The organism is Micromonospora sp. CP22 (assembly GCF_009712475.1).
Lineage (GTDB): Bacteria > Actinomycetota > Actinomycetes > Mycobacteriales > Micromonosporaceae > Micromonospora.
Genome location: NZ_VCJO01000011.1, coordinates 95,872 through 121,001, shown reverse-complemented (window position 1 = coordinate 121,001; position 25,130 = coordinate 95,872). Strand labels below are relative to the sequence as shown.

At 71.8% G+C, this 25,130-nt stretch carries 27 protein-coding genes and 1 riboswitch; of the genes, 5 read left to right on the top strand and 22 right to left on the bottom strand.

From position 1 onward, the window contains the following. The first annotated feature begins 155 nt into the window (after nt 1-155). Complete coding sequence (locus FF096_RS18745; protein ID WP_155220267.1) at nt 156-503, top strand: Lsr2 family protein; 348 nt, start codon at nt 156-158, stop codon at nt 501-503. 140 nt (nt 504-643) lie between these two features. Here the strand turns inward: FF096_RS18745 and FF096_RS18740 are convergent, their stop codons facing one another. Together FF096_RS18740 and FF096_RS18735 are read right to left on the bottom strand one after the other, a co-directional pair. After that, a complete protein-coding gene (locus FF096_RS18740; RefSeq protein ID WP_155220265.1) occupies nt 644-1,897 on the bottom strand; it encodes a hypothetical protein in 1,254 nt (417 codons plus the stop codon). A gap of 302 nt (nt 1,898-2,199) precedes the next feature. Then, entirely contained in the window at nt 2,200-3,060 is an 861-nt protein-coding gene (locus FF096_RS18735; protein WP_155220263.1) for a DUF2726 domain-containing protein, read from the bottom strand. A gap of 281 nt (nt 3,061-3,341) precedes the next feature. On the opposite strand from FF096_RS18735, the gene FF096_RS18730 reads away from it, so the two are divergent. Next, entirely contained in the window at nt 3,342-3,899 is a 558-nt protein-coding gene (locus FF096_RS18730; RefSeq protein WP_196222576.1) for a DoxX family membrane protein, read from the top strand. Between the two features lie 103 nt (nt 3,900-4,002). Next, nucleotides 4,003-4,380: an FKBP-type peptidyl-prolyl cis-trans isomerase gene (locus tag FF096_RS18725; RefSeq protein ID WP_155220261.1), complete on the top strand. Its 378-nt coding sequence runs from the start codon at nt 4,003-4,005 to the stop codon at nt 4,378-4,380. A 96-nt stretch (nt 4,381-4,476) separates the two neighbouring features. Here FF096_RS18725 and FF096_RS18720 read toward each other — a convergent pair whose 3' ends face one another. The 5 genes from FF096_RS18720 to pdhA all read right to left on the bottom strand — a co-directional run bounded on the left by FF096_RS18720 (nt 4,477) and on the right by pdhA (nt 10,208). Beyond that, nucleotides 4,477-4,827: an STAS domain-containing protein gene (locus FF096_RS18720; protein WP_155220259.1), complete on the bottom strand. Its 351-nt coding sequence runs from the start codon at nt 4,825-4,827 to the stop codon at nt 4,477-4,479. Nucleotides 4,828-5,102: 275 nt separating this feature from the next. After that, complete coding sequence (locus tag FF096_RS18715; RefSeq protein WP_155220257.1) at nt 5,103-6,362, bottom strand: Ig-like domain-containing protein; 1,260 nt, start codon at nt 6,360-6,362, stop codon at nt 5,103-5,105. A 323-nt stretch (nt 6,363-6,685) separates the two neighbouring features. After that, the gene (locus FF096_RS18710; RefSeq protein ID WP_155220255.1) at nt 6,686-8,029 is read right to left on the bottom strand and encodes a dihydrolipoamide acetyltransferase family protein; all 1,344 of its coding nucleotides are present in this window, start codon (nt 8,027-8,029) and stop codon (nt 6,686-6,688) included. Next, the gene (locus FF096_RS18705; protein ID WP_155220253.1) at nt 8,026-9,042 is read right to left on the bottom strand and encodes an alpha-ketoacid dehydrogenase subunit beta; all 1,017 of its coding nucleotides are present in this window, start codon (nt 9,040-9,042) and stop codon (nt 8,026-8,028) included. Before FF096_RS18705 ends, FF096_RS18710 begins: the two co-directional genes overlap by 4 nt. Continuing rightward, nucleotides 9,042-10,208, bottom strand: coding sequence for a pyruvate dehydrogenase (acetyl-transferring) E1 component subunit alpha (pdhA, locus tag FF096_RS18700; RefSeq protein WP_309223563.1), 1,167 nt, complete (start codon nt 10,206-10,208; stop codon nt 9,042-9,044). Before pdhA ends, FF096_RS18705 begins: the two co-directional genes overlap by 1 nt. Before the next feature lie 104 nt (nt 10,209-10,312). On the opposite strand from pdhA, the gene FF096_RS18695 reads away from it, so the two are divergent. After that, nucleotides 10,313-10,819 (top strand): Lrp/AsnC family transcriptional regulator, encoded by a 507-nt coding sequence (locus tag FF096_RS18695; RefSeq protein ID WP_155220251.1) that lies wholly within the window; start codon nt 10,313-10,315, stop codon nt 10,817-10,819. Between the two features lie 4 nt (nt 10,820-10,823). Here the strand turns inward: FF096_RS18695 and FF096_RS18690 are convergent, their stop codons facing one another. The 3 genes from FF096_RS18690 to FF096_RS18680 all read right to left on the bottom strand — a co-directional run bounded on the left by FF096_RS18690 (nt 10,824) and on the right by FF096_RS18680 (nt 13,096). Continuing rightward, entirely contained in the window at nt 10,824-11,795 is a 972-nt protein-coding gene (locus FF096_RS18690; RefSeq protein WP_309223562.1) for a DNA primase small subunit domain-containing protein, read from the bottom strand. A 110-nt stretch (nt 11,796-11,905) separates the two neighbouring features. Further along, nucleotides 11,906-12,136 carry a hypothetical protein gene (locus tag FF096_RS18685; RefSeq protein ID WP_155220397.1) on the bottom strand — a complete coding sequence of 77 codons (231 nt, stop codon included), beginning with the start codon at nt 12,134-12,136 and terminating at the stop codon, nt 11,906-11,908. A gap of 90 nt (nt 12,137-12,226) precedes the next feature. Further along, nucleotides 12,227-13,096 carry a metallophosphoesterase gene (locus FF096_RS18680; RefSeq protein ID WP_155220248.1) on the bottom strand — a complete coding sequence of 290 codons (870 nt, stop codon included), beginning with the start codon at nt 13,094-13,096 and terminating at the stop codon, nt 12,227-12,229. A 77-nt stretch (nt 13,097-13,173) separates the two neighbouring features. Beyond that, a riboswitch (ZMP/ZTP riboswitch) is annotated at nt 13,174-13,263 on the top strand. Nucleotides 13,264-13,281: 18 nt separating this feature from the next. Between FF096_RS18680 and FF096_RS18675 the strand changes: the two genes are divergently transcribed. Beyond that, a complete protein-coding gene (locus FF096_RS18675) occupies nt 13,282-14,718 on the top strand; it encodes a glycine hydroxymethyltransferase (protein ID WP_155220246.1) in 1,437 nt (478 codons plus the stop codon). A 363-nt stretch (nt 14,719-15,081) separates the two neighbouring features. Here the strand turns inward: FF096_RS18675 and FF096_RS18670 are convergent, their stop codons facing one another. The 12 genes from FF096_RS18670 to FF096_RS18615 form a co-directional block, all read right to left on the bottom strand. Beyond that, a complete protein-coding gene (locus FF096_RS18670; protein WP_155220244.1) occupies nt 15,082-15,342 on the bottom strand; it encodes a hypothetical protein in 261 nt (86 codons plus the stop codon). Between the two features lie 80 nt (nt 15,343-15,422). Continuing rightward, nucleotides 15,423-16,520, bottom strand: a complete 1,098-nt coding sequence (locus FF096_RS18665) for an alpha-hydroxy acid oxidase (RefSeq protein WP_375335356.1) — start codon at nt 16,518-16,520, stop codon at nt 15,423-15,425. A 73-nt stretch (nt 16,521-16,593) separates the two neighbouring features. Then, nucleotides 16,594-16,791: a hypothetical protein gene (locus FF096_RS18660; protein WP_155220240.1), complete on the bottom strand. Its 198-nt coding sequence runs from the start codon at nt 16,789-16,791 to the stop codon at nt 16,594-16,596. Nucleotides 16,792-17,018: 227 nt separating this feature from the next. Further along, nucleotides 17,019-17,330: an antibiotic biosynthesis monooxygenase gene (locus FF096_RS18655; protein ID WP_155220238.1), complete on the bottom strand. Its 312-nt coding sequence runs from the start codon at nt 17,328-17,330 to the stop codon at nt 17,019-17,021. Continuing rightward, a complete protein-coding gene (locus FF096_RS18650) occupies nt 17,327-18,577 on the bottom strand; it encodes a beta-ketoacyl synthase N-terminal-like domain-containing protein (RefSeq protein WP_155220236.1) in 1,251 nt (416 codons plus the stop codon). The genes FF096_RS18655 and FF096_RS18650 overlap by 4 nt, the downstream gene beginning before the upstream one ends. Nucleotides 18,578-18,614: 37 nt before the next feature. Beyond that, entirely contained in the window at nt 18,615-19,889 is a 1,275-nt protein-coding gene (locus FF096_RS18645; protein ID WP_155220234.1) for a beta-ketoacyl synthase, read from the bottom strand. After that, a complete protein-coding gene (locus FF096_RS18640) occupies nt 19,886-20,284 on the bottom strand; it encodes a cupin domain-containing protein (RefSeq protein ID WP_155220232.1) in 399 nt (132 codons plus the stop codon). The genes FF096_RS18645 and FF096_RS18640 overlap by 4 nt, the downstream gene beginning before the upstream one ends. Beyond that, entirely contained in the window at nt 20,277-20,990 is a 714-nt protein-coding gene (locus FF096_RS18635; protein WP_155220230.1) for an SRPBCC family protein, read from the bottom strand. Before FF096_RS18635 ends, FF096_RS18640 begins: the two co-directional genes overlap by 8 nt. Beyond that, a complete protein-coding gene (locus tag FF096_RS18630) occupies nt 20,987-22,366 on the bottom strand; it encodes an acetyl/propionyl/methylcrotonyl-CoA carboxylase subunit alpha (RefSeq protein ID WP_155220228.1) in 1,380 nt (459 codons plus the stop codon). Before FF096_RS18630 ends, FF096_RS18635 begins: the two co-directional genes overlap by 4 nt. 13 nt (nt 22,367-22,379) lie before the next feature. Beyond that, the gene (gene accB / locus FF096_RS18625) at nt 22,380-22,898 is read right to left on the bottom strand and encodes an acetyl-CoA carboxylase biotin carboxyl carrier protein (protein ID WP_309223561.1); all 519 of its coding nucleotides are present in this window, start codon (nt 22,896-22,898) and stop codon (nt 22,380-22,382) included. Beyond that, nucleotides 22,895-24,595, bottom strand: a complete 1,701-nt coding sequence (locus FF096_RS18620; protein WP_309223560.1) for an acetyl-CoA carboxylase carboxyltransferase subunit alpha — start codon at nt 24,593-24,595, stop codon at nt 22,895-22,897. Before FF096_RS18620 ends, accB begins: the two co-directional genes overlap by 4 nt. Beyond that, nucleotides 24,592-24,918: a TcmI family type II polyketide cyclase gene (locus FF096_RS18615; RefSeq protein WP_155220225.1), complete on the bottom strand. Its 327-nt coding sequence runs from the start codon at nt 24,916-24,918 to the stop codon at nt 24,592-24,594. The genes FF096_RS18620 and FF096_RS18615 overlap by 4 nt, the downstream gene beginning before the upstream one ends. Between the last annotated feature and the right edge of the window lie 212 nt (nt 24,919-25,130).

Here is a 25,130-nt window from a genome sequence, read left to right as displayed (position 1 = left end):
CCATCGGCTCACCGTGCCACGGCGGGCAGATCCAGAATCGGGATTTCGATGCGACGCAAAACGCGAACCGCTGCGACACACACTTTTGTTGCGCAATTGGCGGATGATCAGTCAAACTTTGAGCACACCCCGTCAGACACAGGGAGTAATGAACGATGGCTAAACAAGTAATCACGGTGCTGACCGACGACCTCGACGGCGGAAAGGCCGACCGTACGGTGGAGTTCAGCCTGGATGGCGTGGCGTACACCATCGACGTTTCCGACGAGAACGCGGGTGTCCTGCGCAAGGCGTTGGATCCGTTTATCAATGCGGGTCGGCGTCTGGGGCGTGGCGCCGCCGACACTGGCCGTAACCCACGTCGCGGTGTCGGTTCGGGCACTTCAGGAATGAACCGTGAGCAGAACCGCGCCGTCCGCGAATGGGCGCTCCGGAACGGCTACAAGATTTCCGAACGCGGTCGAATCCCGGTCGAGGTGGTCGAGGCGTACCGGAACCGCTGATACGTCGATGCCACCTGGCGCGGTTGGTGCCGGTGTTCTGGCACGAGTCACACCAGTTCTTCCACATGCGGCGGGGCCGCCCGGACTGATCCGGGCGGCCCCGCAGTGTTCGGCGTCGGCCCACGGCCTCCGCCCGCGTGTCAGTTGACCTGGATGCGCACCGCGTCGAAGGCGGGGGTCTGGTTGGCCCGCTCCGACATCGGGATGCGGTGCGAACCGTCGCCGGCCCAGACCGCGCACTGTGCGGTACCGGATTCCGGCAGACCCGGAATCTGGATCGTCACCTCGTCCGGCTCGGCACCGCCGCCACCGTCCTCGGTGGCCACGAAGAAGGCCGGGACCGGGTCAGGCGCGGGGGCCTCGTTCGTGTTGTTCAGCATCCGGCAGGCGGTGTGGAAGTGTCCCCGGGTCAGCCCCTGCCCGTCGAGCAGCGAGCTTTCCAGGTAGTAGCCGCCCTGACCGGCCGGCAGGAACCGGTCCCGGACCAGGTTGCGGGTGCTGACCCGGATCGAGAAGCCCTCGTTGCGGTTGATCTGCTGCGGGAAGTCGGTGATCAGCAGGGACGGGTTGTTGGCCGCGGCACCGACCTCGCCGAAGGCGGTGCTGATGCACCGGTTGCCGTTCTGGAAACCGTCGTGCGCCTGGAGCTGGCTGTTGTCGCAGTTGTTCGCCAGCACGTCGAGTCCATTGTTGCCGCCGCCGTTGTTGTCGCCGTTGTCGCCACCGCCGCCGTTGTCGCCGCCGTCACCGTTGCCGCCGCCGTTGTTGTTGTCGACCGGCTGCACCTGGCAGGTGGCGAGATTGGCCAGACCGCGTGGCCGGGGACCGAATCGGTCGATGGCGATCGTGATCCGGTCGAGGGTCGCCCGACGCTTGCTGGCCAGCGGGTTGAGAATGGCGTTACGGATGAACTGCTGGCCGCGATTGCCCTCTGCGGCCAGTCGCGCGTCCGCCTCGGTGATCTGGGTCTGCAACGCGTTCAGGTTCCGGTCCACCTCGGCGCGGGCCCGGTCGGGCACCTGCGGCAGTCGGCTGACCACGTCCGGGCAGGCCACGGCGAAGGCCCCGGCGGTCGCTCCGCCGCCGTTGCGGGTCTCCTGGCACTCCTCGATGGTCTGCTGCCCGTCGCCCCAGTGGTTGACCACCCAGCGACCGTTCTGCCAGGTGCGGGTGGTGGTGGCGCCGCGGGCGGTGGGCGCGGTGGCACCGGGGCTGGGTGCGACACACTCGGCGGCCACGGGTCGCTTCTGCTGGTGTGACCGTCGGTCGCCGGCCGACGAGATCTGGGTCACGGCGACGACGCCGCCGAAGACAGCGAGCGTGGCACCGACGGCCAGAAGTCGCTTGGTCCGCGCGTTACCGGATGGTCGGCGCGACCGGGTTGACCTGCGCATCGAATTGCTCTCCTTCTCGATCCGGTTCCTGATTCGTGACTCGACGGACCGAACGGAATCGTGGTGGCACGCTCGACGGGGACCGCCTGAACGCGCCGGTGGCACGTCGACAAACGACGATGCCCTTTCCGCACCGTCTCCCGCGCCTGCCGGTGCGGGTTGGGGAGATCCTGTCCATTCCCGGTGAGGTACGGGTCCGCTCCGACAGCGGTTCAAAGGCGGCCGAATTTTTTCCGATGTTTCTTTCCGCGTCCGGCCGGTCACCGTCCGCCCGCTCGACCGGGCGACGCTGCGGAACCGGTTTACTCCTGGCAGAGATGCTCGTAGGCGAAGTCGCCGACGAGTTCCTCGTGGCGATCCCGCAGCCGCCGAATGTCAGTGAGCAGATCCCCACGCGGCAGTAGCGACGGCGTATCGGTCTCGATCGTCCGCAGCCGCTCCCCGACCGCGAGAACGGCGAGGTCCTCGGCGAACCGGGCGGGATCGACGCCGCAGCAGAGGTCGAAAACCCGCACGCTCACCCGCTCCACCAGCACCTCGCCCGGGCGGACCTCGGCCCAACTCCAGCCCTCGACCGGGCCGCCGCGCCAGCGCACGTGCAGCCCCCGCAGGATCGGGTCGGTCAGCCGCCGCGCCACGTACGCCTCCACCGCCTCCGCGCGGGCGAGCGCGCCGAGGTCGTTGACCGCACCCTCACGCCCGTCGGGCAGCCGACCGACGATGTCCCGGAACCCGACGGCCGGCACGTCCGAACCGGCGGCACCGATGGCGTAACGGCGGGCGTCGACGACGTACGAGACGATCCGCGGGCCGTGTCCGGTGTCGCGCAGGGTGGCGGAGACGATCCGCAGCAGCGGCAGGCCGATCGCGGCGGCCACGGCCTGCGTGGTCCGCTCGGCCCGCCTGGTGGTGGCGTCGGTCGACGGCGACCGGAACTCGACGGCGAACTCGGGCAGGCCGCTCGCCGCCGAGCAGACCACATGGTCGAGAACTGCCCGGCTGGCCGTGTTCCACTGGCTCGCGGTGAGGCCCGGTGGGCGACGCCGGACGATCTCGCCCAGCCGCAGCCCGGCGTGCACCCGCTGCGCCGCGCGGACCAACACCGGTCCGCGCCCGGCCTCCGGCGGCACCGGGGACAGCGCACGGTCGTGGTCAGCGGTCATCGTCGTACCCATGAGTCCTCAGCCTCTCCCTGTCGGCCGGCTGCCGGCGTCGGACGACGGTCGCGCGAACAGGTCGACACGGGTTGCCTCGCACCGGCCGACCGAGTCTAGGGCGACGATCATGACGACGGCTCCCCTGGAGCGGTCGTGCTCCCGGTGAAGACAGGTCGAAGGTCCCGGTCGGCACCGGCCCGCCGACCCTGACCCGGCTCGCCGCGCGGGCGTCCAATAGAAGTGCCACCGGGACACGCGGTGCGAAGCAGAGAAGGGACGTGGACATCATGACCGCGATGATCGAGCGGAACACCGCCAAGGCCCCGGTGGCCGAGACCGGCCGGGAGCAGAACCACCGGACGCGGGCCACCCGCTACCTGCTCGCCGGTCTCCGGCTGGCGCTGGGTTGGATCTTCCTCTGGGCCTTCCTGGACAAGCTGTTCGGCCTGGGTTTCGCCACCGAGGCGAAGAACGCCTGGCTCAACGGAGGCAGCCCGACCAAGGGATTCCTCACCTTCGGCACCGCCGGCCCGTTCCAGGGCTTCTACAACGGCATCGCCGGAGCGGCCTGGGCCGACTGGCTCTTCATGCTCGGGCTGGCCGCGATCGGTACGGCACTGCTGCTCGGTATCGGGATCCGACTCGCCGCGGCGGCCGGCGGTCTGCTGCTGGTGCTGATGTGGACGGCCGTCCTGCCTCCGGCGAACAACCCCTTCATGGACGACCACCTCGTCTACGCCGGTGTGCTGGCCCTGCTCGCGGTGACCAACGCCGGTGACACCTGGGGCCTCGGCCGCACCTGGGCCCGGCTGCCGATCGTCGGTCGGTTCGGCTGGCTCCGCTGACCCTGCTCACCCTCCCCCTCGGCGGGCGTCACCTACCGGTGACGCCCGCCGTGACACGTACGGCAGGATTGTGCTGACCAGAACCGAGGCACCAGGAGTTTCCATGAACCAGGCAGCGAAGCCCGAGATCGGCCCGATCGAGGGCGCCCCGCCCGCCGACCTCGTGATCGAGGACATCACCGTGGGCGACGGCCCGCAGGCCGAGCCCGGGCAGGTGGCCCGGGTGCACTACGTCGGGGTGTCGCACTCCACCGGCGCCGAGTTCGACGCCTCCTGGAACCGGGGCGAGCCGTTCGACTTCCCGCTCGGCGGCGGACGGGTCATCGCCGGATGGGACCAGGGCGTGGTGGGTATGCGGGTCGGTGGCCGACGCCGCCTGACCATCCCGCCGCACCTCGGGTACGGCAGCCGGGGTGCCGGTGGCGTCATCAAGCCCAACGAGACCCTGGTGTTCGTGGTCGATCTACTCGGCGTCCGCTGACCGAGCACCCGTCCGGCGCCGGCCCCGTGCCCGGCGCCGGACGGATGCTCGCCCCCCGTTCCGGTCACGTCGCCCACCGACGGCGCGGCGGACGTGTCACACTGCGGCGAGCATCCGCTGTGGCGTGTGGTCGACGACCGGGATGACGCGCCGTAGGCCGGTGGCCCGCAGCACCCGCTCCACCACCGGCGGCGGGTCGACCAGCACCAGCTCACCACCCTGCGACCGCACCCAGAGTCGGGCCGCGACCAGCGTGCGCACCCCGGCTGCGGAGAGCAGCCGGACCTCGGAGAGATCCACCCGCAGCTCGGTGCGGGTGGGAGCCGCCCACAGAGCAGCGCGGAACGCCGCGACGGTGGCGATGTCGATCACGCCGACGACGCGGACGCACACCGCCTCGTCGGAGACGCTGGTCTCGACGTGGAACCGCTCCTCGCGCTGTCGCATATCGAGAACCTATCCCCCACCACCGACACTTCCACCCTGCTGGAGTGGGGTTCCGGGTAAGCCCAGGGCATGACCCGCACGCCGGTCGCGTCCACCCTAGGGACCATCCCGCATCCCCGGGCGACACCGTCCGGGGCGGGCGGGTGCGGAGGTGCCGCCGGGCCCGGGGCCGGACCCGTCGATCCGGGACCGGGACGCGGGGCCGGACCGGTCGTTCAAGGGCGGGACGGGGTGCCGGAACGCCCCGCACCGGGGCGCCCGGCACCCCGGTCGGGTCAGCCGCCGCTCGCCGACGGCTGAGGCTCGGGCGACTCGCCGGCCACCGCCCCCGGGTCCAGCGCCTGAGCCGGCGCGGGCCGCAGATCGGCGGGCACCGGCAGCGCGCTGCCCTTGACGAACTCCTCCCAGCTGACGTTCCACGCCGTCCAGCCGTTGCCCTCGGTGAGCTGGACCTCGGTGCCCTTGACGGTCACCAGGTCACCGACCTGGGTGACGCCCATCAACCAGTCCGCGTTGGCCGCCGACAGGTTGGTGCACCCGTGCGACACGTTGGCGTACCCCTGGTCCCCCTCCGACCAGGGTGCGCCGTGGATGAACTCGCCACCCCAGGTGAGTCGCTGCGCGTCCTCCACGTCCACCACGTACGGGTCGGCCGAGCCCCGCGTGTCGAAGGTGGTGAAGTCGTGCTTCTCCATGATCACCATCTTGCCGCTGGACGTCGGGGTGCTCGGCTTACCGAGACTGACCGGCAGCTTGCGCAGCAGCTTGCCGTCCTGGATCACCGACATCTGCTTGCTCGCGTTGTCGATCTCCAACTGGACGTGCCGACCGATCTTCGAGGTGGCCCGCCGGTCGGCGTCACCGACGCTCTCCCGGCCGATCGGCAGGCCTTCCAGTGCGGCGCGAACCTTGATCGTCGTGCCCGGCCGCCAGAAGTCAGGTGCCCGGTAGTAGACCTGGCTGCCGTCGGAGACCCAGGACCAGGTGCCCGGTTGCGGCGGGTCCGTCTTGACGAACAATCGGCGTTGCACATCCGCTCGCGCCTCTTTGGGAATTGGCGGGTCGAAGGCGACGGTCACCGGCATCGCCGTGCCGTACGTCCGTTTGTCACCGAAATACAATGTGCTCACGACCGCCGGTTTGGACGATTTCGACTGCGTCGTGAAAGTCGTCCTACGGGTCACCGTCTTTCCGGAGTCGCCGGTCGCGGTGACCTCGGCGGTGTACGTCCGTTTCGGCTCCAGCGTCTTGCTCGGCACCCAGCTGGTGCCGTCCTCGCGGGGCTCCGCCGGTACTGTCGCACCCTTGTCGTCGGTGATCCGCACGTCGGTGACCCGACCGTGCTTGACCACGGTGCCGATCTCCCCACTGAGCGGCACGTCGCGGGTTCCCTCGGCCGGTGACACGACCAGTTCCGGGTTGGCTCGCGCCTCGGCGCCCTGCCCCGCCCGGCCGTCGCCGGTGCATGCCCCGAGCGCCAACGGTGCCGCTGCGACGCTCACCGCCAACAGCGTCAGTCGCCGCCTCAACATCATGATGCGTCTCCCCCGTTATCGCCGCTTCCTCCGCCACATTCTCTCTAGGCCGACGTCGACGTTTTCGTGGTTTCGACCAAAGCGGGGACATGATGTGAAGGACCTTTTCCCGTAATCGCACAAGGGCGAACGGAAAATGCCGACGACGACGTTGCGGGTGATTGCGTGCGCTTGTGGCGCTTTGTCCCGCACCATGCCACGAGACGACCTTCGCGTCAGCCGGGGCGGCGGACTCGGACGCGGTCGGCGGACTCAGACGCGCGGGGTACGCCGACCCGTCCCCAGCGGGACGGGTCGGCGAGCCCCTCGGTCGACGCCCGCCGTCAGACGGTGGCGATCAGCAACGCGGGCTGCTCGACGCAGTCGGCCACGTGTCGCAGGAACCCCCCGGCCACACCGCCGTCGCAGACCCGGTGGTCGAAGGTGAGGCTCAGCTGCGTCACCTTCCGGACCGCGAGCTGGCCGTCGACGACCCACGGCTTGTCCACGATGCGGCCGATGCCGAGCAGCGCGGCCTCCGGGTGGTTGATGATCGGGGTGGAACCGTCGACGCCGAACACCCCGTAGTTGTTCAGCGTGAAGGTGCCCCCGGTGAGCCGGGCCGGTGGCAGCTCACCGGCCCGCGCAGCGGCGGTGGTGGCGGCGAGTTCGGCGGCGAGTTCGGTGGTGGTGAGCCGCTCGGCGTCCCGCAGCACCGGCACCACCAGCCCCCGGTCGGTCTGGGCGGCGATACCCAGGTGCACCCCGGCGGACTGGACGATCCGCTGCCCCTCGGTGTCCACCCGCGCGTTGAGCTGCGGGTACCGACGCAGACCGGACAGGCAGATCCGGGCGAGCAGGGCCAGGATGCTGACCGGCTGCTCCGGCCGGGCGGCGTTGATCTCGGCTCGGGTCTGGAGCAGTGCGGTGGCGTCGGCGTCGACCCAGATGGTCACCTCGGGGATCTCCCGGCGGCTCCGGGAGAGCTTGTCCGCGATGGCCCGGCGGATCCCGGTCAACGGGATGACGACGTCGCGCACGTCGGTCGCGCCCACGGGCGCCGGCCCGCCGGTACGCGGCTCCGGCTCGGACCGCGTCGCCGGGCCGTGGCCCGGGTCGGCGGTGGTGTCGACCGCCGCCTGCACGTCGGCCCTCCTGATCACACCGCCGGGGCCGGTGCCCCGCAGGGTGCGCAGGTCCACCCCGTGTTCGCGGGCCAGTCGCCGCACGATCGGCGAGATGACCAGCGCCGGCAGCGCTCCGGCCACCGCCGGCGCACTCGCCGGGGTGGTCGGCGCGTCGACGGCCACCAGCCGGGGCCGACGTCGCCGCCGGGCACCGCCGTGTCCGGTGCCGTAGCCGATCAGGACGTTGCCGGAGCCGGCCCGTTCCTCCTCGCGGTAGACGGCGTGTCCGGCCGGCTCGGTGGCGGCGGCCCGCTCGGCGACCGGCTCGGCGATGGTGATCAGCGGTTGGCCGACCGGGCGTACCTCACCCTCGGCGCCGTGCAGGGCGACGACCCGACCGGCGTACGGGCAGGGCACGTCGACGACCGCCTTGGCGGTTTCGACCTCGACGACGGTCTGGTCCACGGTGACCGTGTCACCGACCGCCACCCGCCACTGCACGATCTCCGCCTCGGCGAGTCCCTCACCGAGGTCGGGCAGGAGGAAGACCTTCTCGGTCATGCCGCACTGCCCTCGGTCAGCCAGCGCCGGTCGGGCTGGTCGTCCCACTGCAACCGGGCCACCGCGTCGAGCACCCGGTCGACCGAGGGCAGGTGGGTGTGCTCCAGCATCGGCGCCGGGTACGGGATGTCCAGCCCGGACACCCGCAGCACCGGGGCGTGCAGGGCGTGGAAGCAGCGTTCCTGGACCCGGGCGGCGATCTCCGCGCCCACCCCGGCGAAGCCCTGCGCCTCCTGCACCACCACGCACCGCCCGGTACGCCGTACCGAGGCGGCGATCGTGGCGTCGTCGAACGGCACGATGGTGCGTACGTCGATTACCTCCAGGTCCCACCCCTCGTCGCGGGCGGCCTCGGCGGCCTCCAACGCGACCGGCACGGCCGGACCGTACGCCACCACGGTGGCGTCGCGGCCCGGTCGGCGCACGACCGCCCGGCCGAACGGCTCGGTACGGGTCGGCAGCGCGGTCTCGGCCGAGGCGAAGTAGAGCTTCTTCGGTTCCATGAAGACCACCGGGTCGGGGTCGTCGATCGCCTCCCGCAGCAGCGAGTACGCGTCGTCGACGGTCGCCGGGGTGACCACCTTCAGACCCGGGGTGTGCGCGTAGTACGCCTCCGAGGAGTCGCAGTGGTGCTCCACGCCGCCGATGCCGCCGGCATAGGGAACCCGGATCACCATCGGCACGCTCAACGCGCCCCGGGTGCGGTTGCGCAGCTTCGCCACGTGCGAGGCGATCTGCTCGAACGCCGGGTACGCGAACGCGTCGAACTGCATCTCGACCACCGGACGCAGTCCGGACATGGCCAGCCCGACGGCGAAGCCGACGATGCCGGCCTCGGCCAGCGGGGTGTCGAAGCAGCGCTTGTCGCCGAAGCGGGCCTGTAGCCCGTCGGTGATCCGGAAGACCCCGCCGAGCTGGCCGACGTCCTCACCGAAGACGAGCACCCGCTCGTCGTCGAGCATCGCGTCGGCGAGCGCGGCGTTGAGCGCCTTCGCCATGGTCATGGTGGCCATCAGGCGTCCCCCTCCGCTGCCGCGTCCAGTTCGGCGCGCACCTGCTCCCGCTGCTCCACCAACTGCGCGGTGGGTTCGGCGTAGACGTGCTCGAAGAGGCTCAGCGGATCGACCGTGGGCTGGCTGTTCATCCGGTCACGCAGCTGGGCGGCGTACGTCTCGGCCTGCTCGGCGATGTCGGCGACGGCCGCGTCGTCGAGCGCTTCCCGACCGCGTAGATAGGTCTCCAGCCGGGTGAGCGGGTCACGCTCGCGCCACGCCTCGACCTCGTCGGCGTCGCGGTAACGCGAGGCGTCGTCGGCGTTGGTGTGCGGCTCCATCCGGTAGGTGTGCGCCTCGACCAGGAACGGTCCCTTTCCGGCGCGGGCGTGCGCGACCGCGCGGGTGAGCACGGCGAGCACGGCCATCGGGTCGTTGCCGTCGACCTGCTCGCTGGGGATGCCGTATCCGACGCCCTTGTAGGCCAGCGACGGGGCGGCGGTCTGCCGGGACAACGGGACGCTGATGGCATACCGGTTGTTCTGCACGAAGTAGACGACGGGGGCCTTGAACACGGCGGCGAAGTTGACGCCCTCGTGGAAGTCGCCCTCACTGGTGGCGCCGTCGCCGATGTACACCAGCGCCACGGTGTCGCGCCCCTGGTACGACTCGCCGTAGGCCAGCCCGGCGGCGTGCACGCACTGGGTGGCCAGCGGCGTGCACTGTGGTGCGGTGCGCCGCGCGGCCGGGTCGTACCCACAGTGCCAGTCGCCGCGCAGCAACGTCAGCACCTCGACCGGGTCGATGCCACGGGCGGTCAACGCCATCGACTCCCGGTAGGTCGGGAAGACCCAGTCGTCGTCGCGTAGCGCCAGGACGCCCCCGACCTGGCAGGCCTCCTGGCCCCGGGAGGACGGGTAGACGGCGAGCCGACCCTGCTTGGTCAGCGCGGTGGCCTGTGCGTCGAAGCGCCGGCCGACGACCATTCGCCGGTACATCTCGCGCAGCGCCTCGACGGGCGGCTCGGGGTAGTCGGCGCGGGACGGCAGCAGGGTGCCGTCCGGGTTCAGCAACCGGACCGGCTCCGCCTCGGGCAGCAGACCGGCGGCGGGGTTCGACGCGGTACGGGTGGCCGGCCGGCGGCTGCGCGGTGATGCCCTGCGGGCCGCCTGGGGGGTAGTGGTCACGGCGGAACCTCCTGGACGTGTGGTGGCCCTATGCTCCTGCTGATGGATGATTGACTCAAGATGCCCGGTAAACGCGGGATGATTGGCTTCAACAGGAGGTTGGGATGGGCCAAGAGGTCGCCGAGGAAGCCGACCGGCGGGTCGGAACGGGACGTTCGGCCGTCGGCCTCGACGAGGTCGACCGGCGCATCCTCGACGAGCTGACCCGCGACGGTCGGCTCTCCATCCGAACCCTCGCCGAGCGGGTGCACGTCTCGCGGACCAACGCGTACGCCCGGGTCGAGCGGCTGCTGCGCGACGGGGTGATCACCGGGTTCGCCGCGCGGGTCGCCCCGGAGGCGGCCGGTCTGGGCACCTCGGCGTACATCGCCCTGACCATCAGGCAGAACACCTGGCGGGAGGTCGCGGCGGAGCTGGCCCAGGTGCGCTACGTCGAGCACGTCGCGCTGCTCAGCGGCGAGCACGACGTGCTCGCGCTGGTCCGCGCGCCGGACAACGCCACCCTGCGGGACGTGGTGCTGGACCGGATGCAACACATCGCCGGGGTGCTCGCCACCCGCAGCTGGCTGGTCTTCGAGGAGTACGACGGGGTACGCAGCCCGTGGGCGTGACCGCTCAACGCTCGGGCGGTGGTTCCAGGCCCTCCCGGTCGGCCAACTCCAGCAACGGTTCCAGCGAGTAGCGTCGCTCGTCCAGGCCGGCGTGCGGGTCGCCGCGCTCGGCGAAGCGGGCCGGCATGGTGGTCACGTCGAAGTCCTCCGGCCGGGCGTGGTCCAGCTCCGACCAGTCCAGCGGCGCGGAGACCAGCGCGGCGGGCGTCGGCCGGATCGAGTACGCCGAGGTCATGGTGTGGTCCCGGGCCATCTGGTTGTAGTCGACGAAGACCGGCCGGTCCCGCTGCTTGCGCCACCAGGTGGTGGTGACCAGGTCCGGTCGGCGTCGGCGCATCTCCTGCCCGAGCGCCAACACCGCGCGGCGGCAGTCGCCGAAGCTCCACCGGGGTTCGATGGCGACGTAGACGTGCAGCCCACGCCCGCCGGTGGTCTTCGGATAGCCGACCAGGCCCAACTCGTCGAGGAAGGCGCGTACCTGCTGCGCCACCGGCACCACCTGGTCGAACCCGACACCGGGCTGTGGATCCAGGTCGATGCGCAGCTGGTCCGGGCGCTCGACGTCGGCCCGGGTCACCGGCCACGGATGGAAACGCAGCGTACCCAGGTTGACCGCCCAGACCACCACGGCCAACTCCCCCGGGGCGATCTCGTCGGCGGTGCGTCCGCTGGGGAAGGTGATGTGGGCGGTGCCCACCCAGTCGGGCGCCCCGGCGGGTACCCGTTTCTGGTAGAACGCGTCGCCGCCACCGTCCTGCCGGGTGGCGACGGTCGCGCCCTCGAACACGCCCCGGGGCCAGCGTTCCAGCATGGTCGGACGGTCGCGCAGCGCACGCAGGATGCCGTCGCCGACGGCGAGGAAGTAGCGCACCACGTCGAGCTTGGTCAGGCCCCGCTCGGGAAAGTACGGCTTGTCCGGGCTGGAGACGCGGACGGTCCGCCGCCCGACCTGGATCTCCTTCGCCGCCGTCGCCACGCTTGAGAGCGTACGACGCGGTGGCCGGCCGGGCGGGTCACCGACGGTTGTTCGGGTGACCGGGGTGGGTCGGTGCGCAACCGCACCCGGCCCACCCGGCGTCGCACGGATCAGCCCTTCTCACGTTGCAGGCGCTCGACCAGCATCTGCTTGCCCTGCTCGCCCGCCTTCTGGTTGTTCTCCTGGATCCTGCGGAACCAGGAGGCGAGTTCCTCGTCGCCCTGGGCGTCCGCATCGGCGATGTAGGTCTCCAGGCGCCAGATGTGCTCCAGGGACAGCTGCAACGCGTGAATCAGGTCGTAGTTCTTGTCCTTCACCGGGCTGGCCGGTCGCTGCACCATCGTGGTCACGGCTCACCTCCCACTCGTTTCGGTCCCGCCCGCATACCCTCGGTCGAGGCAGGCACACGCGCCCGAGGTGCGGCGATGCCGTCACCAGGCGGTCGGCGGCACCCCGTCGGGCGTCGGCAGGATCTGCCGCAACCGGCCCGGCGGCAGGCGACGGGACCGCCACTCCCTCGGGTAGCCCACCGACACCTCCTCGAAGCGCACCCCGTCGTGCCAGGTGGTACGCGGGATGTGCAGATGGCCGTAGACGACCGCGGCGGCGTCGAAGCGTACGTGCCAGTCGGCGGTGGCATCGGTGCCGCACCACTGGGCGAAGATCGGGTACCGCAGCACGCGCGTCACGTCCCGGACCAACGGCCAGTGGTTCATCAGCACCGTCGGCAGCGCCGGATCGCGCTCGGCGAGCCGACGGGCGGTCTCGGCCACCCGGGCCGCGCACCATGCCGACCTGCTCTCGTACGGGTCGGGGTGCAGCAGGAACTCGTCGGTGCAGACGATGCCGGTCCGGTACGCCTCGGCCAGCGCCGCCTCGGGCGTGTCGAACCCGTCCGGTCGCCAGCTGTGGTCGTAGAGCAGGAACAACGGTGCCACCGTCACCGGGCCACCGCGCCCCTGCCACACCGGGTACGGGTCCTCGGGGGTGACCACGCCGAGGTCACGGCAGAGTTCGACCAGGTGCGCGTAGCGCGCCTGACCCCGCAACGTCACCGGATCGCCGGGAGGTGTCCACAGCTCGTGGTTGCCCGGCGACCAGACGACCCGGGCGAAGCGGTCGGCCAGCAACCGCAGCGCCCACTCCACGTCGGCGACGGTGTCGCCGACGTCTCCGGCGACGAGCAGCCAGTCCTGTGGCGTCCCCGGACGCAGCTGCTCGACGATCGTCCGGTTCTCCGGATGCCGCACGTGCAGGTCGCTGATGGCCAGGAGCCTGCCCGCACTGTCCGTTCCCGCCATGCGATCGATCGTAGTGACACGGGCGAACGCGCCCGACGGCGCTGCGACCCGCTGCGTCGGCGTACCCGGTAGGATCCCCCTCGGGCCGTGACTGGCGCATGGAGATGGAGAACCATCGGGGAGCGGCCCCGTCACAAGGACGCATGCCGAGCGCCTGGGCCTTCCGCACGTCATCTGGAGGTCACATGCCGCGCAACGTCGAATCCGCCGCCTTCCGCAGCGCTCTCGAGGTGATCCGAGGTGTCGAGCCACGGGTCGCCGACGCGATCGGGGCGGAGCTGGCCGACCAGCGTGAGTCGCTCAAGCTGATCGCCAGCGAGAACTACGCCTCCCCGGCCACGTTGCTGGCCATGGGCAACTGGTTCAGCGACAAGTACGCCGAGGGCACCGTCGGGCGTCGGTTCTACGCCGGGTGCCAGAACGTGGACACCGTGGAGGCGCTCGCCGCCGAGCACGCCCGGGAGTTGTTCGGCGCGGCGCACGCGTATGTGCAGCCGCACTCGGGCATCGACGCCAACCTGGTGGCGTTCTGGGCGATCCTCGCCGACCGGGTCGAGGCACCGGCCCTGCGGCGGGCGCAGGCACGCCACGTCAACGACCTGACCGAGTCGGACTGGTTCGCGCTGCGGCGCGAGCTGGGCGACCAGCGGATGCTCGGCATGTCACTGGACGCCGGTGGGCACCTGACCCACGGCTTCCGGCCGAACATCTCCGGCAAGATGTTCGACCAGCGCAGCTACGGCACCGACCCGGCCACCGGCCTGGTCGACTACGACAAGGTCGCCGAGGCGGCGCGGGAGTTCCGTCCGCTGGTGCTGGTCGCCGGTTACTCGGCGTACCCGCGCCGGGTCAACTTCCGGATCATGCGGGAGATCGCCGACTCGGTGGGGGCGACCTTCATGGTGGACATGGCCCACTTCGCGGGCCTGGTCGCCGGCAAGGTCTTCACCGGCGACTTCGACCCGGTGCCGCACGCGCACATCGTCACCACCACCACCCACAAGTCGCTGCGTGGTCCGCGTGGTGGTCTGGTGCTCTGCGGTCCGGAGCTGGCCGACCAGGTCGACCGGGGTTGCCCGATGGTGCTCGGCGGTCCGCTGCCGCACGTGATGGCCGCCAAGGCGGTGGCCCTCGCCGAGGCTCGCCGGCCCGACTTCGCCGACTACGCGCGGCGGGTCGTCGACAACGCCCAGGCGCTCGCCGAGGGGCTGCTGCGTCGGGGCGCCACGCTGGTCACCGGCGGCACCGACAACCACCTGGTGCTGATCGACGTGACCGGCTACGGGCTGACCGGCCGACAGGCCGAGCAGGCGCTGTTGGACTCGGGCATCGTCACCAACCGCAACGCGGTCCCGCAGGACCCCAACGGTGCCTGGTACACCTCCGGCATCCGGGTGGGCACGCCGGCCCTGACCACCCGCGGCCTCGGCACGGCGGAGATGGACACCACCGCCGAGCTGATCCACACCGTGTTGAGCCAGACCAGCGCCGGAGCGAACCCGGACGGCACCGCCTCCAAGGCCAAGTTCGTCCTCGACCCGGCCCTCGCGGACAAGGTCAGCCGCCAGGCCGGCGAACTGCTCGGCGGCTTCCCGCTCTACCCGGAGGTCGAGCTGGGCTGACGGCGAGCGCCGTCGAGGACCTCGCGAACCGTGACAGCCAGTTCCGCCGGTGTCGGCGCCCGCCCAAGCCGGGCGCCGACACCGGCGGACGTGGCGACTCACCGGACGGTGCGGTCACGGTCACCCGCGGCGACGGGCGGAGAACGTCCGGTCCTTCCACAGGCGTGCCGGGCGTTCGCGCGCGGACATCCGGCGACGACCGACAGGTCTGCACTAACTGACCTCTATGTTCACGCTAACATTCGGTTGCTGTCAAACGGCACTGGATCAGAGCGCGCTGCCATCCCGGCAAACCACCAGGAACTCGGCCGCACCAGGTCGGGGGGCCGGGCACTCGGGGACGCCGAGCACCCGGCCCGCAAATCAGGCGAGCGGGCGCTTGAGGTGGTAGCGGTGCACCTCGGTGCTGCCCTGCACGTTGTTCACATCCTCGGCGGCGGAGACGAGTTCCCAACCGTCGCGCCCGGCGCGGTTGAGATGCGCGATGGCGGTGTCGCCGTACGCGGTGATGTCCTTGCGAGACCCGTCGGGGCCGTACCAGACGAACGAGACATGGAAATTGCGGCCCTGCCCCTGGTAGCGGCGGACCAGCAGGGCGTACTCCCAGGCAACCATGTCGACCATTATGACCGTCCACGCAGGACGGCGGCAGGGTGGGCGTCACAGATTGCGAACGGATGAACGCGATGAGTCGCCGCACGCGGTCAGCCCACCTGCACCGTACGCAGCGCTCGGGCAGCCGCCGGATCGGCACAACCGGCCAGGGCCAACGCGTCCCGCAACTCGTCGGCGAGCAGGGTCAACGCGGCACCGGCCGAACGTCGCCCACCGACCGCCAGAGCCCAGAGCATCGGTCGACCGACCAGGGCACCGTCGGCGCCCATGGCCAGCGCGCGCAGCACGTCGACGCCGCCTCGGATCCCACTGTCCAGCAGCACCTCACACCGACCACCGACGGCCGCGACCACCTCGGGCAGCATGGTGGCGCTGGCCGGAGCCCCGTCGAGCTGTCGACCGCCGTGGTTGGACACGACCACCGCCTGCGCGCCGACGTCGACGGCGCGCACCGCGTCGGCGGGATCGAGGATGCCCTTGACCACCAACGGCAGCTCCCACCGCTCCCGCAGCCACCGCAGATCCGCCCAGGTCAGTGCCGGCGTGAAGGCCGCGTCGTGCGACGCGGACAGCGGGGTGACGCCCGGCGTACCGCCGTGGGCCAGGTCGTCGCGACCACCCGGCAGGTTCGCCGGGACCAACTCCGGTGGCAGCCGGAAGGCGTTGCGCAGGTCCCGCAACCGGCGGCCGAGCACCGGCACGTCCACCGTGACCACCAGGGCCCGGCAGCCGGCCGCGCGGACCCGCGCCAGCAGGTCGGAGACCACGGACCGGTGGCGTAGCCAGTACAGCTGGAACCAGACGTCGGCACCGGTCGCGGTGACCTGCTCGATCGGTGTGCTGCCGAGGACGCTGGCCAGGTAGGGCACCCCGGCCTCCCGGGCCGCCGTGGCCAGCGCGGGCTCACCGTCGGGGTGCACCAGCCGCTGGTAAGCCATCGGCGCGACCCCCACCGGCATCGCGTAGTCCCGACCGAGCAACCGGGTCCGTAGCCTCGGTGCGGTGACCCCGGTCAACACCCTCGGCAGCACACCGACCCGATCCAGGGCGCTGCGGTTGCCGCCGAGGGTGACCTCGGCGCCGCTGCCACCGTCCAGGTAGTCCCAGACATCCGGCGGCAGCACCGTCCGGGCGAGACCGGCGTAGTCGGCCAGACAGGCCGGAGGCGGACCGGACGTGATCTCCATGCGGTCCACCATCGCCGACCCGGGGCCCGGTGCGCCAGCGCGGTCCGCGCGAGGGCCGGCGGCCCGGTCGCGTTCAGCCGGCCGAGTCGACCTCGGGTGACGCCGACGCCCCCGATCGCCACGACCGTCCACGGCCAGCCGACCGGTCGGCGACGGGTCGGGCCAGCGGATCGCCACCGCGCGCCGGGTCGAGGCGGGCGTCGACGGAGGGCGACAGACCGACCGGCGGCCGCCGGTCGGTCTCGCCCGGCGAGAACAGCGGTCCGGTCATGCCCTCTCCACCCCCAACGTCAACCTCACCGACGTGCGTGCGGGCCGCAGGTCACCTCGGCGAGGTACTGTCGGGAACCCTACGGCAGGCCCGGTGAACATTGCTTCATGCAAATGGATGCCCCAAAACGGGCGACTGACCGGATTGTCGCCGGGCCACCCGGCGAGGATGATCGAATCCGTGTGTCGACCGTTGGTGAACGCCGCGCCACCGAGCGTGCCGGCCGGTCAGGCCGGCACCGGGGTCTGCGCGTGGATGTGAAAACGCAGCGACCGGGCGTCGGTGAAACACTCCCGCATCGGCCGGACCAACTCGCGGTGCTCCGGGCTGCGCTCCCACGCCTCGAAGTGGGCCAGGCTGGTCCACTCACTCGTGATGAGCCACTGCTCCGGGTCGGTCGACGAGCGGCACACCTGGTCGACCAGGTGGCCCGGCACCCCCTCGGCGACCAGATGCCGGACCGCCTCGTACGCCCGGAGGAAGTCCCCGGTGCGCTCGTCGGGCACCCGGACCAGGAAGACCACCCGTGCTCGTGTCATAGCCACTCCTGTCCGGCCGGTGGCGCGCCGCGCAGCACCAGCGCGCTGTTGAATCCGTCGAAGCCCCGGGCGCAGACCAACGCGATCCGGGTACGCGGGCGACGCTCGGCCCGCAGGAAGTTCAGTTCACAGCCCTCGGCCACGACATCCGGCCCGGCCGAGGCGGGCAGCGTGTCGTGTGCGAACGCGAGCAGGGCGGTGGCCACGTCCAGTGCCGACCCACCCTGGTGCGCCCGTCCGGTCAGCTCCTTGTGGGTGCTGACCGGCGGTGTGCGGGCACCGAAGACGGCACGCAACGCGCTGGCCTCGGAGCGGTCGTAGCGGGGCACCCCGAGCGCGTCGGGGACCACCACGTCCACCTCGTCCGGTTCGACTCCGGCCCGCCCCAGGGCCAGCCGAATGGCGCGGGCGTACTGGTGCGGGTTGCCGGCACCGTCCGCGGTGGTGTGCGCCGCGTCGTGGGTGGTGCCCCAACCGGTCACCTCACCGTAGATCCGCGCGCCTCGGGCTCGGGCGTGGCCGAACTCCTCCACCACGAACACCGCACCCCCCTCGGCGGGCAGGTAGCCGCTGGCGGTGGCGTCGAACGGCCGGTAGGCCCACTGTGCATCGGCCACCTCGCTGAGCAGCCCGGACCGCAGCTGGCAGGCCAGCGCGTACGGGCTCAGCGGGCACTCGGTCGCACCGGCGAGCACCACCGAGGTACCCCGCCGGACGGTCCGCACCGCGTGGGCGAGGCTGTCCAGCCCACCGGCCGACTCGGCCACCACCACCCCGCACGGGCCCTTGGCCTGGTGCCGGATGGAGAGCTGCCCGACGCTGGCCGCGTAGAACCAGGCGATCGACTGGTACGCGCCGACGGTCCGCGTCGGTGACGACCAGAGGCGTTGCAGTTCCCGCTGCCCGAACAGGTTGCCGCCGGAGGCGCTGGCCAGGGTCACCGCCCAGCCGTACGGGTCGGGGGCCTGCTCCGGCAGGCCGGCGTCGTCCAGTGCCAGCGAGGCGGCGGCGAACCCGAGGTGCGTCCACCGGTCGGTCTGCACCAGAGCCCGGTTGTCGGCGTACCGGGCCGGGTCGAAGTCCGCCACCTCGCCGCCGAACCGGGTCGGGTACCCGGAGGCGTCGAAGAGGGTGATCGGTCCGGTACGGCGGCGACCGGCGCGCACCGATCGCCAGTGCGCCTCCGCACCGACACCGGTGGGTGCCACCACCCCGATGCCGGTGACCACAGCCCGTCCGCCGGTCATGTCGTCACCGTGCCGACTGTCCGCACCCGACGCCCACTCACCGGGTCACCTCCCGGGCCAACCGGCGGAACAGCATGGCCGACTGGAAGCCGCCGAACCCGCTGCCCACCGAGAGCGCCACGTCCACCGGCACCTCCCGTGCCTCGTTGGGCACGTAGTCCAGGTCGCACTCCGGATCCCGGGTGGTCCAGTTGGCCGTCGGCGGCACCACCCCGAACTCGATGGCCAACGCGCACGCCGCCATCTCGATGGCCCCGATGGCGCCGAGCGAGTGCCCGATCATCGATTTGATGGAGCTGATCGGCACGCGGTGCGCCGCCGACCCGAGCGACCGCTTGAACGCGGCCGTCTCGTGTCGGTCGTTCTGCCGGGTGCCGGAGCCGTGGGCGCTGATGTAGGAGACGTCGTCGGGAGCCAGCCGCGCCTGCCGCAGGGCGTCGGTGATGGCCAGCCCCATCTCCAGTCCGTCGGGCCGCAGCCCGGTCATGTGGTAGCCGTTGCTGCGGCTGGCATAACCGGCCACCTCGCAGTAGACGTGTGCGCCGCGCCGCGCGGCGTGTCCCGCCTCCTCCAACACCAACACCGCCGCCCCCTCGCCCAGCACGAAGCCGTGCCGGTCGGCGTCGAAGGGGCGGGAGGCGTGTGCCGGGTCGTGGTTGTCCGGACTGGTCGCCTTGATCGCGTCGAAGGAGGCCACGGTCACCGGGGAGATGGGTGAGTCGGCGGCCCCGGCGAGCACGATGTCGGCCTCGCCGTCGGCGACGAGTTGGTGGGCGTACCCGATGGCGTCGATGCCGGAGGTGCAGCCGGTGGAGATCACCTGCGCCGGACCGTGCAGGCCGTGGCGGCACGCCACGTCGGCGGCCAGGCTGCTGGGCATCAACGCCGGATAGAGGTACGGGCCGCCGAGCGCCGCGTCGACCAACCAGTGCCGGCCGCTGTCGCTGACCGTCACGTACTCCTGTTCCAGCGCTGTGGTGCCGCCGACCGCGGTGCCGAGCACCACGCCGGAGTGGTCGCGTTCGGCGTCGGTGAGTTCCAGTCCACTGTCGGCGATCGCCTCGGCGGCACAGGCCAACGCGAACTGCACGTACCGGTCGGCGCGCTGCCGCTGGGCGGGGACGAGTCCGGCGGCGTCCGGGTCGAAGTCGCACTCGGCGGCGATCTGCGACCGGAACGGCGACGGGTCGAAGAAGCTGATCCGTCGGGTCGCCGTACGTCCCTCGGTGATGTTCTTCCAGAACCGGTCCCGGGTCACCCCACCGGGGGCCACCACACCGACGCCGGTGACCACGGTGCGCCGGGTGGTCATGACCCGTCCCGCTGGTCGACCAGCTCGGTGTCGACGTGGCCGAGTTCCGGGCGCGGGGCCAGCGGCCCGAGGTGGAAGACCACCTCGGCGGGTAGGTGGCCGGTGTTGCGCAGCCGGTGCCGGACGTTGCGGGCCACGAACAGCGCCTCACCGGCGGCCAGCGGCACCGGTTCGTCGTCCAGGTCGACGGTGATGGCGCCCCGGGCGACGTAGAGGAACTCCTCGCTGTACGGGTGGTAGTGCTCGGCGATCCGCTCCCCCGGCGCCATGGTGGCCACGCCCATGAACCCCGAGGTGCTGCCGACGGTACGCGGACCGAGCAGGACCCGCAGTTCGCCGCCGCGACGGCGGTCGGCGGGCACGTCCCGGGCGGCTACCAGGGTGAGCTCACTCATCGTCGGCTCCCGTCCCGGCGAGCCGTTCGAGGCGCTCCTTGATCACGGCCAGCTGTACCGCGCTGTTGGTGTTGATCCGTTCGGTCATCCCGGCGTTGTCCACCGGCGCGGTCGGCTTCATGGCGAAGTCCTGCACCCAGGTCATCCGGACCCCGCCGGGTTCCTGGGTGTAGGTCCAGTGGATCCGCATGTACTCGAACGGCCCGGTCTCCACCCGGCGCGCCCGCACCTGCCGGGTGGCCGGGTCGGCGGTGCGTTCGCTGACCCAGCTCCACGCGACGCCGTTCTCGTCGGGATGCATGGTGAGCCGGAACCGGACGGTGTCGCCGTCCCGGTCGAGGATCTCGGCGCGGGCGTACTCGGTGAACAGGTCCGGCCAGCCCGCCACGTCGTTCGTCACCCTCCAGACCAGGTCCATCGGCGCGGCGACGACGATGCTGTTCTCGGTGTGCCCGGGCGGGTCGGTCCGCCGGGCGACCAGGTCGGCCACGGCGGAGATGCTCAACTGGGCGGCCTGTTCCGGGATGCGTACCTGCCACCGGTCGGCGACAACGGCCGAGAGTTCGAGCAGGGCGAGCGAGTCCATGCCCAGTTCCTCCAGCGAGGCGGCCGGCGCTCGGGCGGCGGTGTCCGGGTCGAGTCCGCAGTTGGTGACCAGGATGTCGGTTATCTCGGCGGTCAGCGAACGCCCGTCGGTGACGGTCATCGTTTCCTCCTCGGGTTTGCGGTTTTCGGTGCGGCGAGCAGGCGGTCCACCAGCCCGGTGGAGTGCCGCCCCTTGCGGAACTCGGCGTCGTCGAGCACCCGGCGGACGAACGGGATGGTGGTCCGCATCCCGGGTCCGGAGACGTCGAACTCGCCGAGCGCGCGGTCGAGCCGGCTCAACGCCAGCTCCCGGTCCGGGGCCCAGACCGCGACCTTCGCCAGCAGCGAGTCGTAGTGCGGCCCGACCAGGTAGCCGGCGTGGCCGTGGGTGTCGACCCGGGTAAACGGCCCGCCGGGCGGCACGAACCGGTCCAGGCGGCCGGGCGTCGGGGTGAACCCCCGCTCCGGGTCCTCCACGTTGACCCGGCACTCGATGGCCACCCCGGAGAACCGGACGTCCTCCTGACGCCAGCGCAGCGGGGTGCCGGCGGCGACGTGCAACTGCTCGTGCACCAGGTCGATGCCGCTGATCATCTCGGTGACCGGGTGTTCCACCTGGATCCGGCAGTTGATCTCCAGGAAGTGGAACCGTTCCTCGGCGTCGACCAGGAACTCCACCGTCCCCGCACCGGTGAACCCGACGTCGAGCGCGCCACGCAGGGCGGTCTCGGCGATGGCGTCCAGCGTCGCCGGGGGCAACGCCGGAGCGGGCGCCTCCTCGACCAGCTTCTGGTGCCGCCGCTGCACCGAGCAGTCCCGGGTGCCCAGGTGCACACCGTTGCCGTGCGCGTCGCAGAGCAGTTGGACCTCGACGTGGCGGGCGTCGGTCAGGTAACGCTCGACGTACACCCGGTCGTCACCGAACGCGACCTGGGCGGCGGCGCGGGTGCGGGCGTACGCCCGGGGCAGGTCCGCCGGGGTGCGGACCACGGCCATGCCCCGCCCGCCTCCCCCGGCGGTGGCCTTGATGATGACCGGGTAGCCCACCTCGGCGGCGATGGCGGCGGCCTCGCCGGCGGTCGGTACCGGCTGCACGGCGCCCGGGGCCAGCGGCAGACCGGCCCGGCTCATCAACGCACGGGCGGAGGACTTGTCGGCCAGGGTGGACATCACGTGTGGTGGCGGGCCGACGAAGGTCAGCCCGTTGTCCGCGCAGATCTCGGCGAAGTCGGCGTCCTCGGAGAGGAAGCCGTACCCCGGGTGCACCGCCTCGGCGCCGACCTTGCGGGCGGCCTCCACCACCGCGGCGGCGTTGAGGTAGCTACGCCGGCTGGCCGAGGGGCCGATCCGGACGGCCTCGTCGGCCAGCCGCACCGCCGCCGAGTCGGCGTCCGCCGTGGAGTAGACCACGGCGGTACGGATGCCCAGTTCCCGGCACGCGCGCAGGATGCGCAGCGCGATCTCGCCCCGGTTGGCGATCAGCACCTTGGAGAACATCGACAGCCCGCTCTCAGACCGGGTCCAGGGCGACCAGTGGCTGGTCGTACTCCACGGGTTGTCCGTCGGCGACCAGCACCTCGACCACCCGGCCGGGTCGGTCGGCGGCGATCTCGTTCATCAGCTTCATCGCCTCGACGATGCCGACGACCTGCCCGGGTCGGACCAGGTCGCCGACGGCCACGAAGGGCGCGGCACCGGGCTGCGGCGACCGGTAGAAGGTGCCGACCATCGGCGAGCGCACGCTGATGCGGGGCGCGGGTGCCGGCAGCGGTGCCGCCACGGCGGAATCGGTCGGTGACCGTGGCGCGGGAGCCGTGGCGTCGGCCGGGCGCGACGGCAGGTCCGGTCCGGTCGGTCGGTCCCACTCCACCTCCAGTTCGGCGTCGCCGAGGCGCAGCCGCAGCCGGCGGACCGGAGCGGCCAGTTCGGCGATGAACTCGCGGGCCTGTCGGCGCAGCTCGACCAGGGCGGGGTCGGTGTCGACGCACCGATCGGGTTCCGGACCGACGACCGTGGGCGCGGCCTTCACCGGGCACCCGCCGAGGCAGCGGAACGGGCGGCACCGAAGCGGCGGAAGCGCCGCCGCCGCCGTTGGACGAGGGTTTCCGTCGGCACCTCCAGCAGCGGCAGCAGGTTCGCCAGCAGCGCCTGGCGGACGGCCTGCGCGGTCGCCTCGGGGTCGTCGGCGGCCGAGCCGTCCGGCTCGGGGACGACCTCGTCGACGACCCCGAGCCGGCACAGATCCGGCGCGGTCAACCGCAGGGCCCGGGCGGCCTGCGGGGCGGCGGTACGACCGGGCCAGAGAATCGCGGCGCAGCCCTCCGGGCTGATCACCGAGTAGACCGCGTGCTGGAGCATCAACACCCGGTCGGCCACCGCCAGGGCGAGCGCGCCGCCGCTGCCGCCCTCCCCGGTCACCACGGTCACCACCGGCGTGGGCAGCATGCTCAGGGTCAGGATGTTCTCCGCGATGGCCGCCGCCTGTCCGTGCTCCTCCGCCGCCACGCCCGGATCGGCGCCCGGGGTGTCGACCAGGGTCACCACCGGCAGCCCGAGCCGGGCCGCCAGCCGCATCAGCCGCAACGCCTTGCGATGCCCCGCCGGGGTGGCCATACCGAAGTTGCGGGCCGCCAGCTCGGCGGTGGTGTGTCCCTTCTGGTGGCCGACCACCATCACCGACCGGCCGTCGAGCCGGGCCAGTCCGCCGACCACCGCCGGGCAGTCGCCGCCGAGCCGGTCGCCGTGCAGTTCGGTGAAGCCGTCGAAGCAGGTCTCCAGGTAGTCCAGGGTGGTCGGGCGGCCGGGGTGGCGGGCCAGGCGTACCGTCTCCCAGGCGTCGCGGGCCGGTGCCCGGGTCGCCTCGACCGGCCGGGCCACCGTGGTCGGTGGGGCGGGTGTTCCGGACCGTCTCGTGGCGCGCCGGCCGGTGCCCGCCATCGCGAGCAGCGTCGCCAGTCGGGCACGCAGCGCGTGCCGCGGCACCACCATGTCGACCTGACCGTGCCGCAGTAGGAACTCGGCGGTCTGGAATCCCTCCGGCAGGCTCCGGCCGGTCACCTGCCGGATCACCCGGGGCCCGGCGAAGCCCATCCGGGCGCCGCTCTCGGCGAGGACCAGGTCGGCGCTGGTGGCGAAGGAGGCCGCCACGCCACCGTAGGTGGGATCGGTCAGCACGCTGACGGTGAGCAGCCCGACCTCGCGCAGCGCGGCCATCGCCTGGCTGACCGTGGCCATCTGCATCAACGACAGGGCACCCTCCTGCATCCGGGCACCACCGGAGGCGGTGACCAGGACCAGCGGCACACCGGCGTCCAGCGCCTGCTCGGCGGTACGGGTGATCAGCTCGCCGACGGCGCAGCCCAGGCTGCCGCCGAGGAACCGGAAGTCCATCACCGCGAGCGCGCAGCGCGACCCGGCCACCGTGGCGGTGCCGCAGAGCACCGCCTCCGGCAGACCGGTGTCGGCACGGGCGGCGCTGAGCCGGTGCGGGTACGGCAGGACGTCGACGAACCCGATCGGGTCCACCTCGACGGCGCGGTCCGGCAGCGGCTGGAACGACCCAGGGTCGACAAGTTGGCTGACCCGCTCGGGCGCGGAGAGTCGGGCGTGCAGGCCGCACTCCGGGCAGACGTCGAGGTTCCGGCGCAGCCGCTTGCGGTAGAGCAGCGCGGCGCAGCCGCCGCACCGGGACCACAGGGTCTCGCCCGACGGCGCGGTGGCCGTCACGGCCGACCCCCGTCGAATCGGTAGAAGCAGCGTGCCATGGCGTCCCGGGGCGAACGCCACTGCGGCAGGTACGGCGAGATGTAGCGGCTCAGCTCGCCACTGACCCTGACGAACTCGGGGTGCTCCCGAACCGCCTCCACGGCACCATCACCGGCCGAGTCGGTCTCGATGAGGTGCACGTACAGGTCGTGCAGGCGGTACAGCGACCGATGCCGGACCCCCACCAGGCGGGGCAGTTCGGTCGTGTCGGATTCGGCGAAGATCTCGGCGACCGCCGACTCGGCGGCGGGGTCCACCTTCGCGACGATCAGCGTTCGGTCCATGCTGGTACTCCCCCCATGGGGTCGGTGGCGACGCCACCGGATGTGCCCGGACGGCTGTCGCCCACGATGCGGAGCACCGCGTCACCCGGGCGTCACCGACACCTTCGGAAAGACCTAGGGTTGGTGACGCTGAGTTGACGCAATCTGTGGTTCAGCTGAGCGATCACGACCAGCATGATCCACACGATTGTCCAGTTCAGAGGCGGTCTCAC

Bases quoted from the DNA above. Each gene is read 5' to 3' on its own strand.
- FF096_RS18745 (WP_155220267.1), top strand. From the start codon at position 156: ATGGCTAAACAAGTAATCACGGTGCTGACCGACGACCTCGACGGCGGA.
- FF096_RS18740 (WP_155220265.1), bottom strand. From the start codon at position 1,897: ATGCGCAGGTCAACCCGGTCGCGCCGACCATCCGGTAACGCGCGGACC.
- FF096_RS18735 (WP_155220263.1), bottom strand. From the start codon at position 3,060: ATGACCGCTGACCACGACCGTGCGCTGTCCCCGGTGCCGCCGGAGGCC.
- FF096_RS18730 (WP_196222576.1), top strand. From the start codon at position 3,342: ATGACCGCGATGATCGAGCGGAACACCGCCAAGGCCCCGGTGGCCGAG.
- FF096_RS18725 (WP_155220261.1), top strand. From the start codon at position 4,003: ATGAACCAGGCAGCGAAGCCCGAGATCGGCCCGATCGAGGGCGCCCCG.
- FF096_RS18720 (WP_155220259.1), bottom strand. From the start codon at position 4,827: ATGCGACAGCGCGAGGAGCGGTTCCACGTCGAGACCAGCGTCTCCGAC.
- FF096_RS18715 (WP_155220257.1), bottom strand. From the start codon at position 6,362: ATGATGTTGAGGCGGCGACTGACGCTGTTGGCGGTGAGCGTCGCAGCG.
- FF096_RS18710 (WP_155220255.1), bottom strand. From the start codon at position 8,029: ATGACCGAGAAGGTCTTCCTCCTGCCCGACCTCGGTGAGGGACTCGCC.
- FF096_RS18705 (WP_155220253.1), bottom strand. From the start codon at position 9,042: ATGGCCACCATGACCATGGCGAAGGCGCTCAACGCCGCGCTCGCCGAC.
- FF096_RS18695 (WP_155220251.1), top strand. From the start codon at position 10,313: ATGGGCCAAGAGGTCGCCGAGGAAGCCGACCGGCGGGTCGGAACGGGA.
- FF096_RS18685 (WP_155220397.1), bottom strand. From the start codon at position 12,136: ATGGTGCAGCGACCGGCCAGCCCGGTGAAGGACAAGAACTACGACCTG.
- FF096_RS18680 (WP_155220248.1), bottom strand. From the start codon at position 13,096: ATGGCGGGAACGGACAGTGCGGGCAGGCTCCTGGCCATCAGCGACCTG.
- FF096_RS18675 (WP_155220246.1), top strand. From the start codon at position 13,282: ATGCCGCGCAACGTCGAATCCGCCGCCTTCCGCAGCGCTCTCGAGGTG.
- FF096_RS18670 (WP_155220244.1), bottom strand. From the start codon at position 15,342: ATGGTCGACATGGTTGCCTGGGAGTACGCCCTGCTGGTCCGCCGCTAC.
- FF096_RS18665 (WP_375335356.1), bottom strand. From the start codon at position 16,520: ATGGAGATCACGTCCGGTCCGCCTCCGGCCTGTCTGGCCGACTACGCC.
- FF096_RS18660 (WP_155220240.1), bottom strand. From the start codon at position 16,791: ATGACCGGACCGCTGTTCTCGCCGGGCGAGACCGACCGGCGGCCGCCG.
- FF096_RS18655 (WP_155220238.1), bottom strand. From the start codon at position 17,330: ATGACACGAGCACGGGTGGTCTTCCTGGTCCGGGTGCCCGACGAGCGC.
- FF096_RS18650 (WP_155220236.1), bottom strand. From the start codon at position 18,577: ATGACCGGCGGACGGGCTGTGGTCACCGGCATCGGGGTGGTGGCACCC.
- FF096_RS18645 (WP_155220234.1), bottom strand. From the start codon at position 19,889: ATGACCACCCGGCGCACCGTGGTCACCGGCGTCGGTGTGGTGGCCCCC.
- FF096_RS18640 (WP_155220232.1), bottom strand. From the start codon at position 20,284: ATGAGTGAGCTCACCCTGGTAGCCGCCCGGGACGTGCCCGCCGACCGC.
- FF096_RS18635 (WP_155220230.1), bottom strand. From the start codon at position 20,990: ATGACCGTCACCGACGGGCGTTCGCTGACCGCCGAGATAACCGACATC.
- FF096_RS18630 (WP_155220228.1), bottom strand. From the start codon at position 22,366: ATGTTCTCCAAGGTGCTGATCGCCAACCGGGGCGAGATCGCGCTGCGC.
- FF096_RS18615 (WP_155220225.1), bottom strand. From the start codon at position 24,918: ATGGACCGAACGCTGATCGTCGCGAAGGTGGACCCCGCCGCCGAGTCG.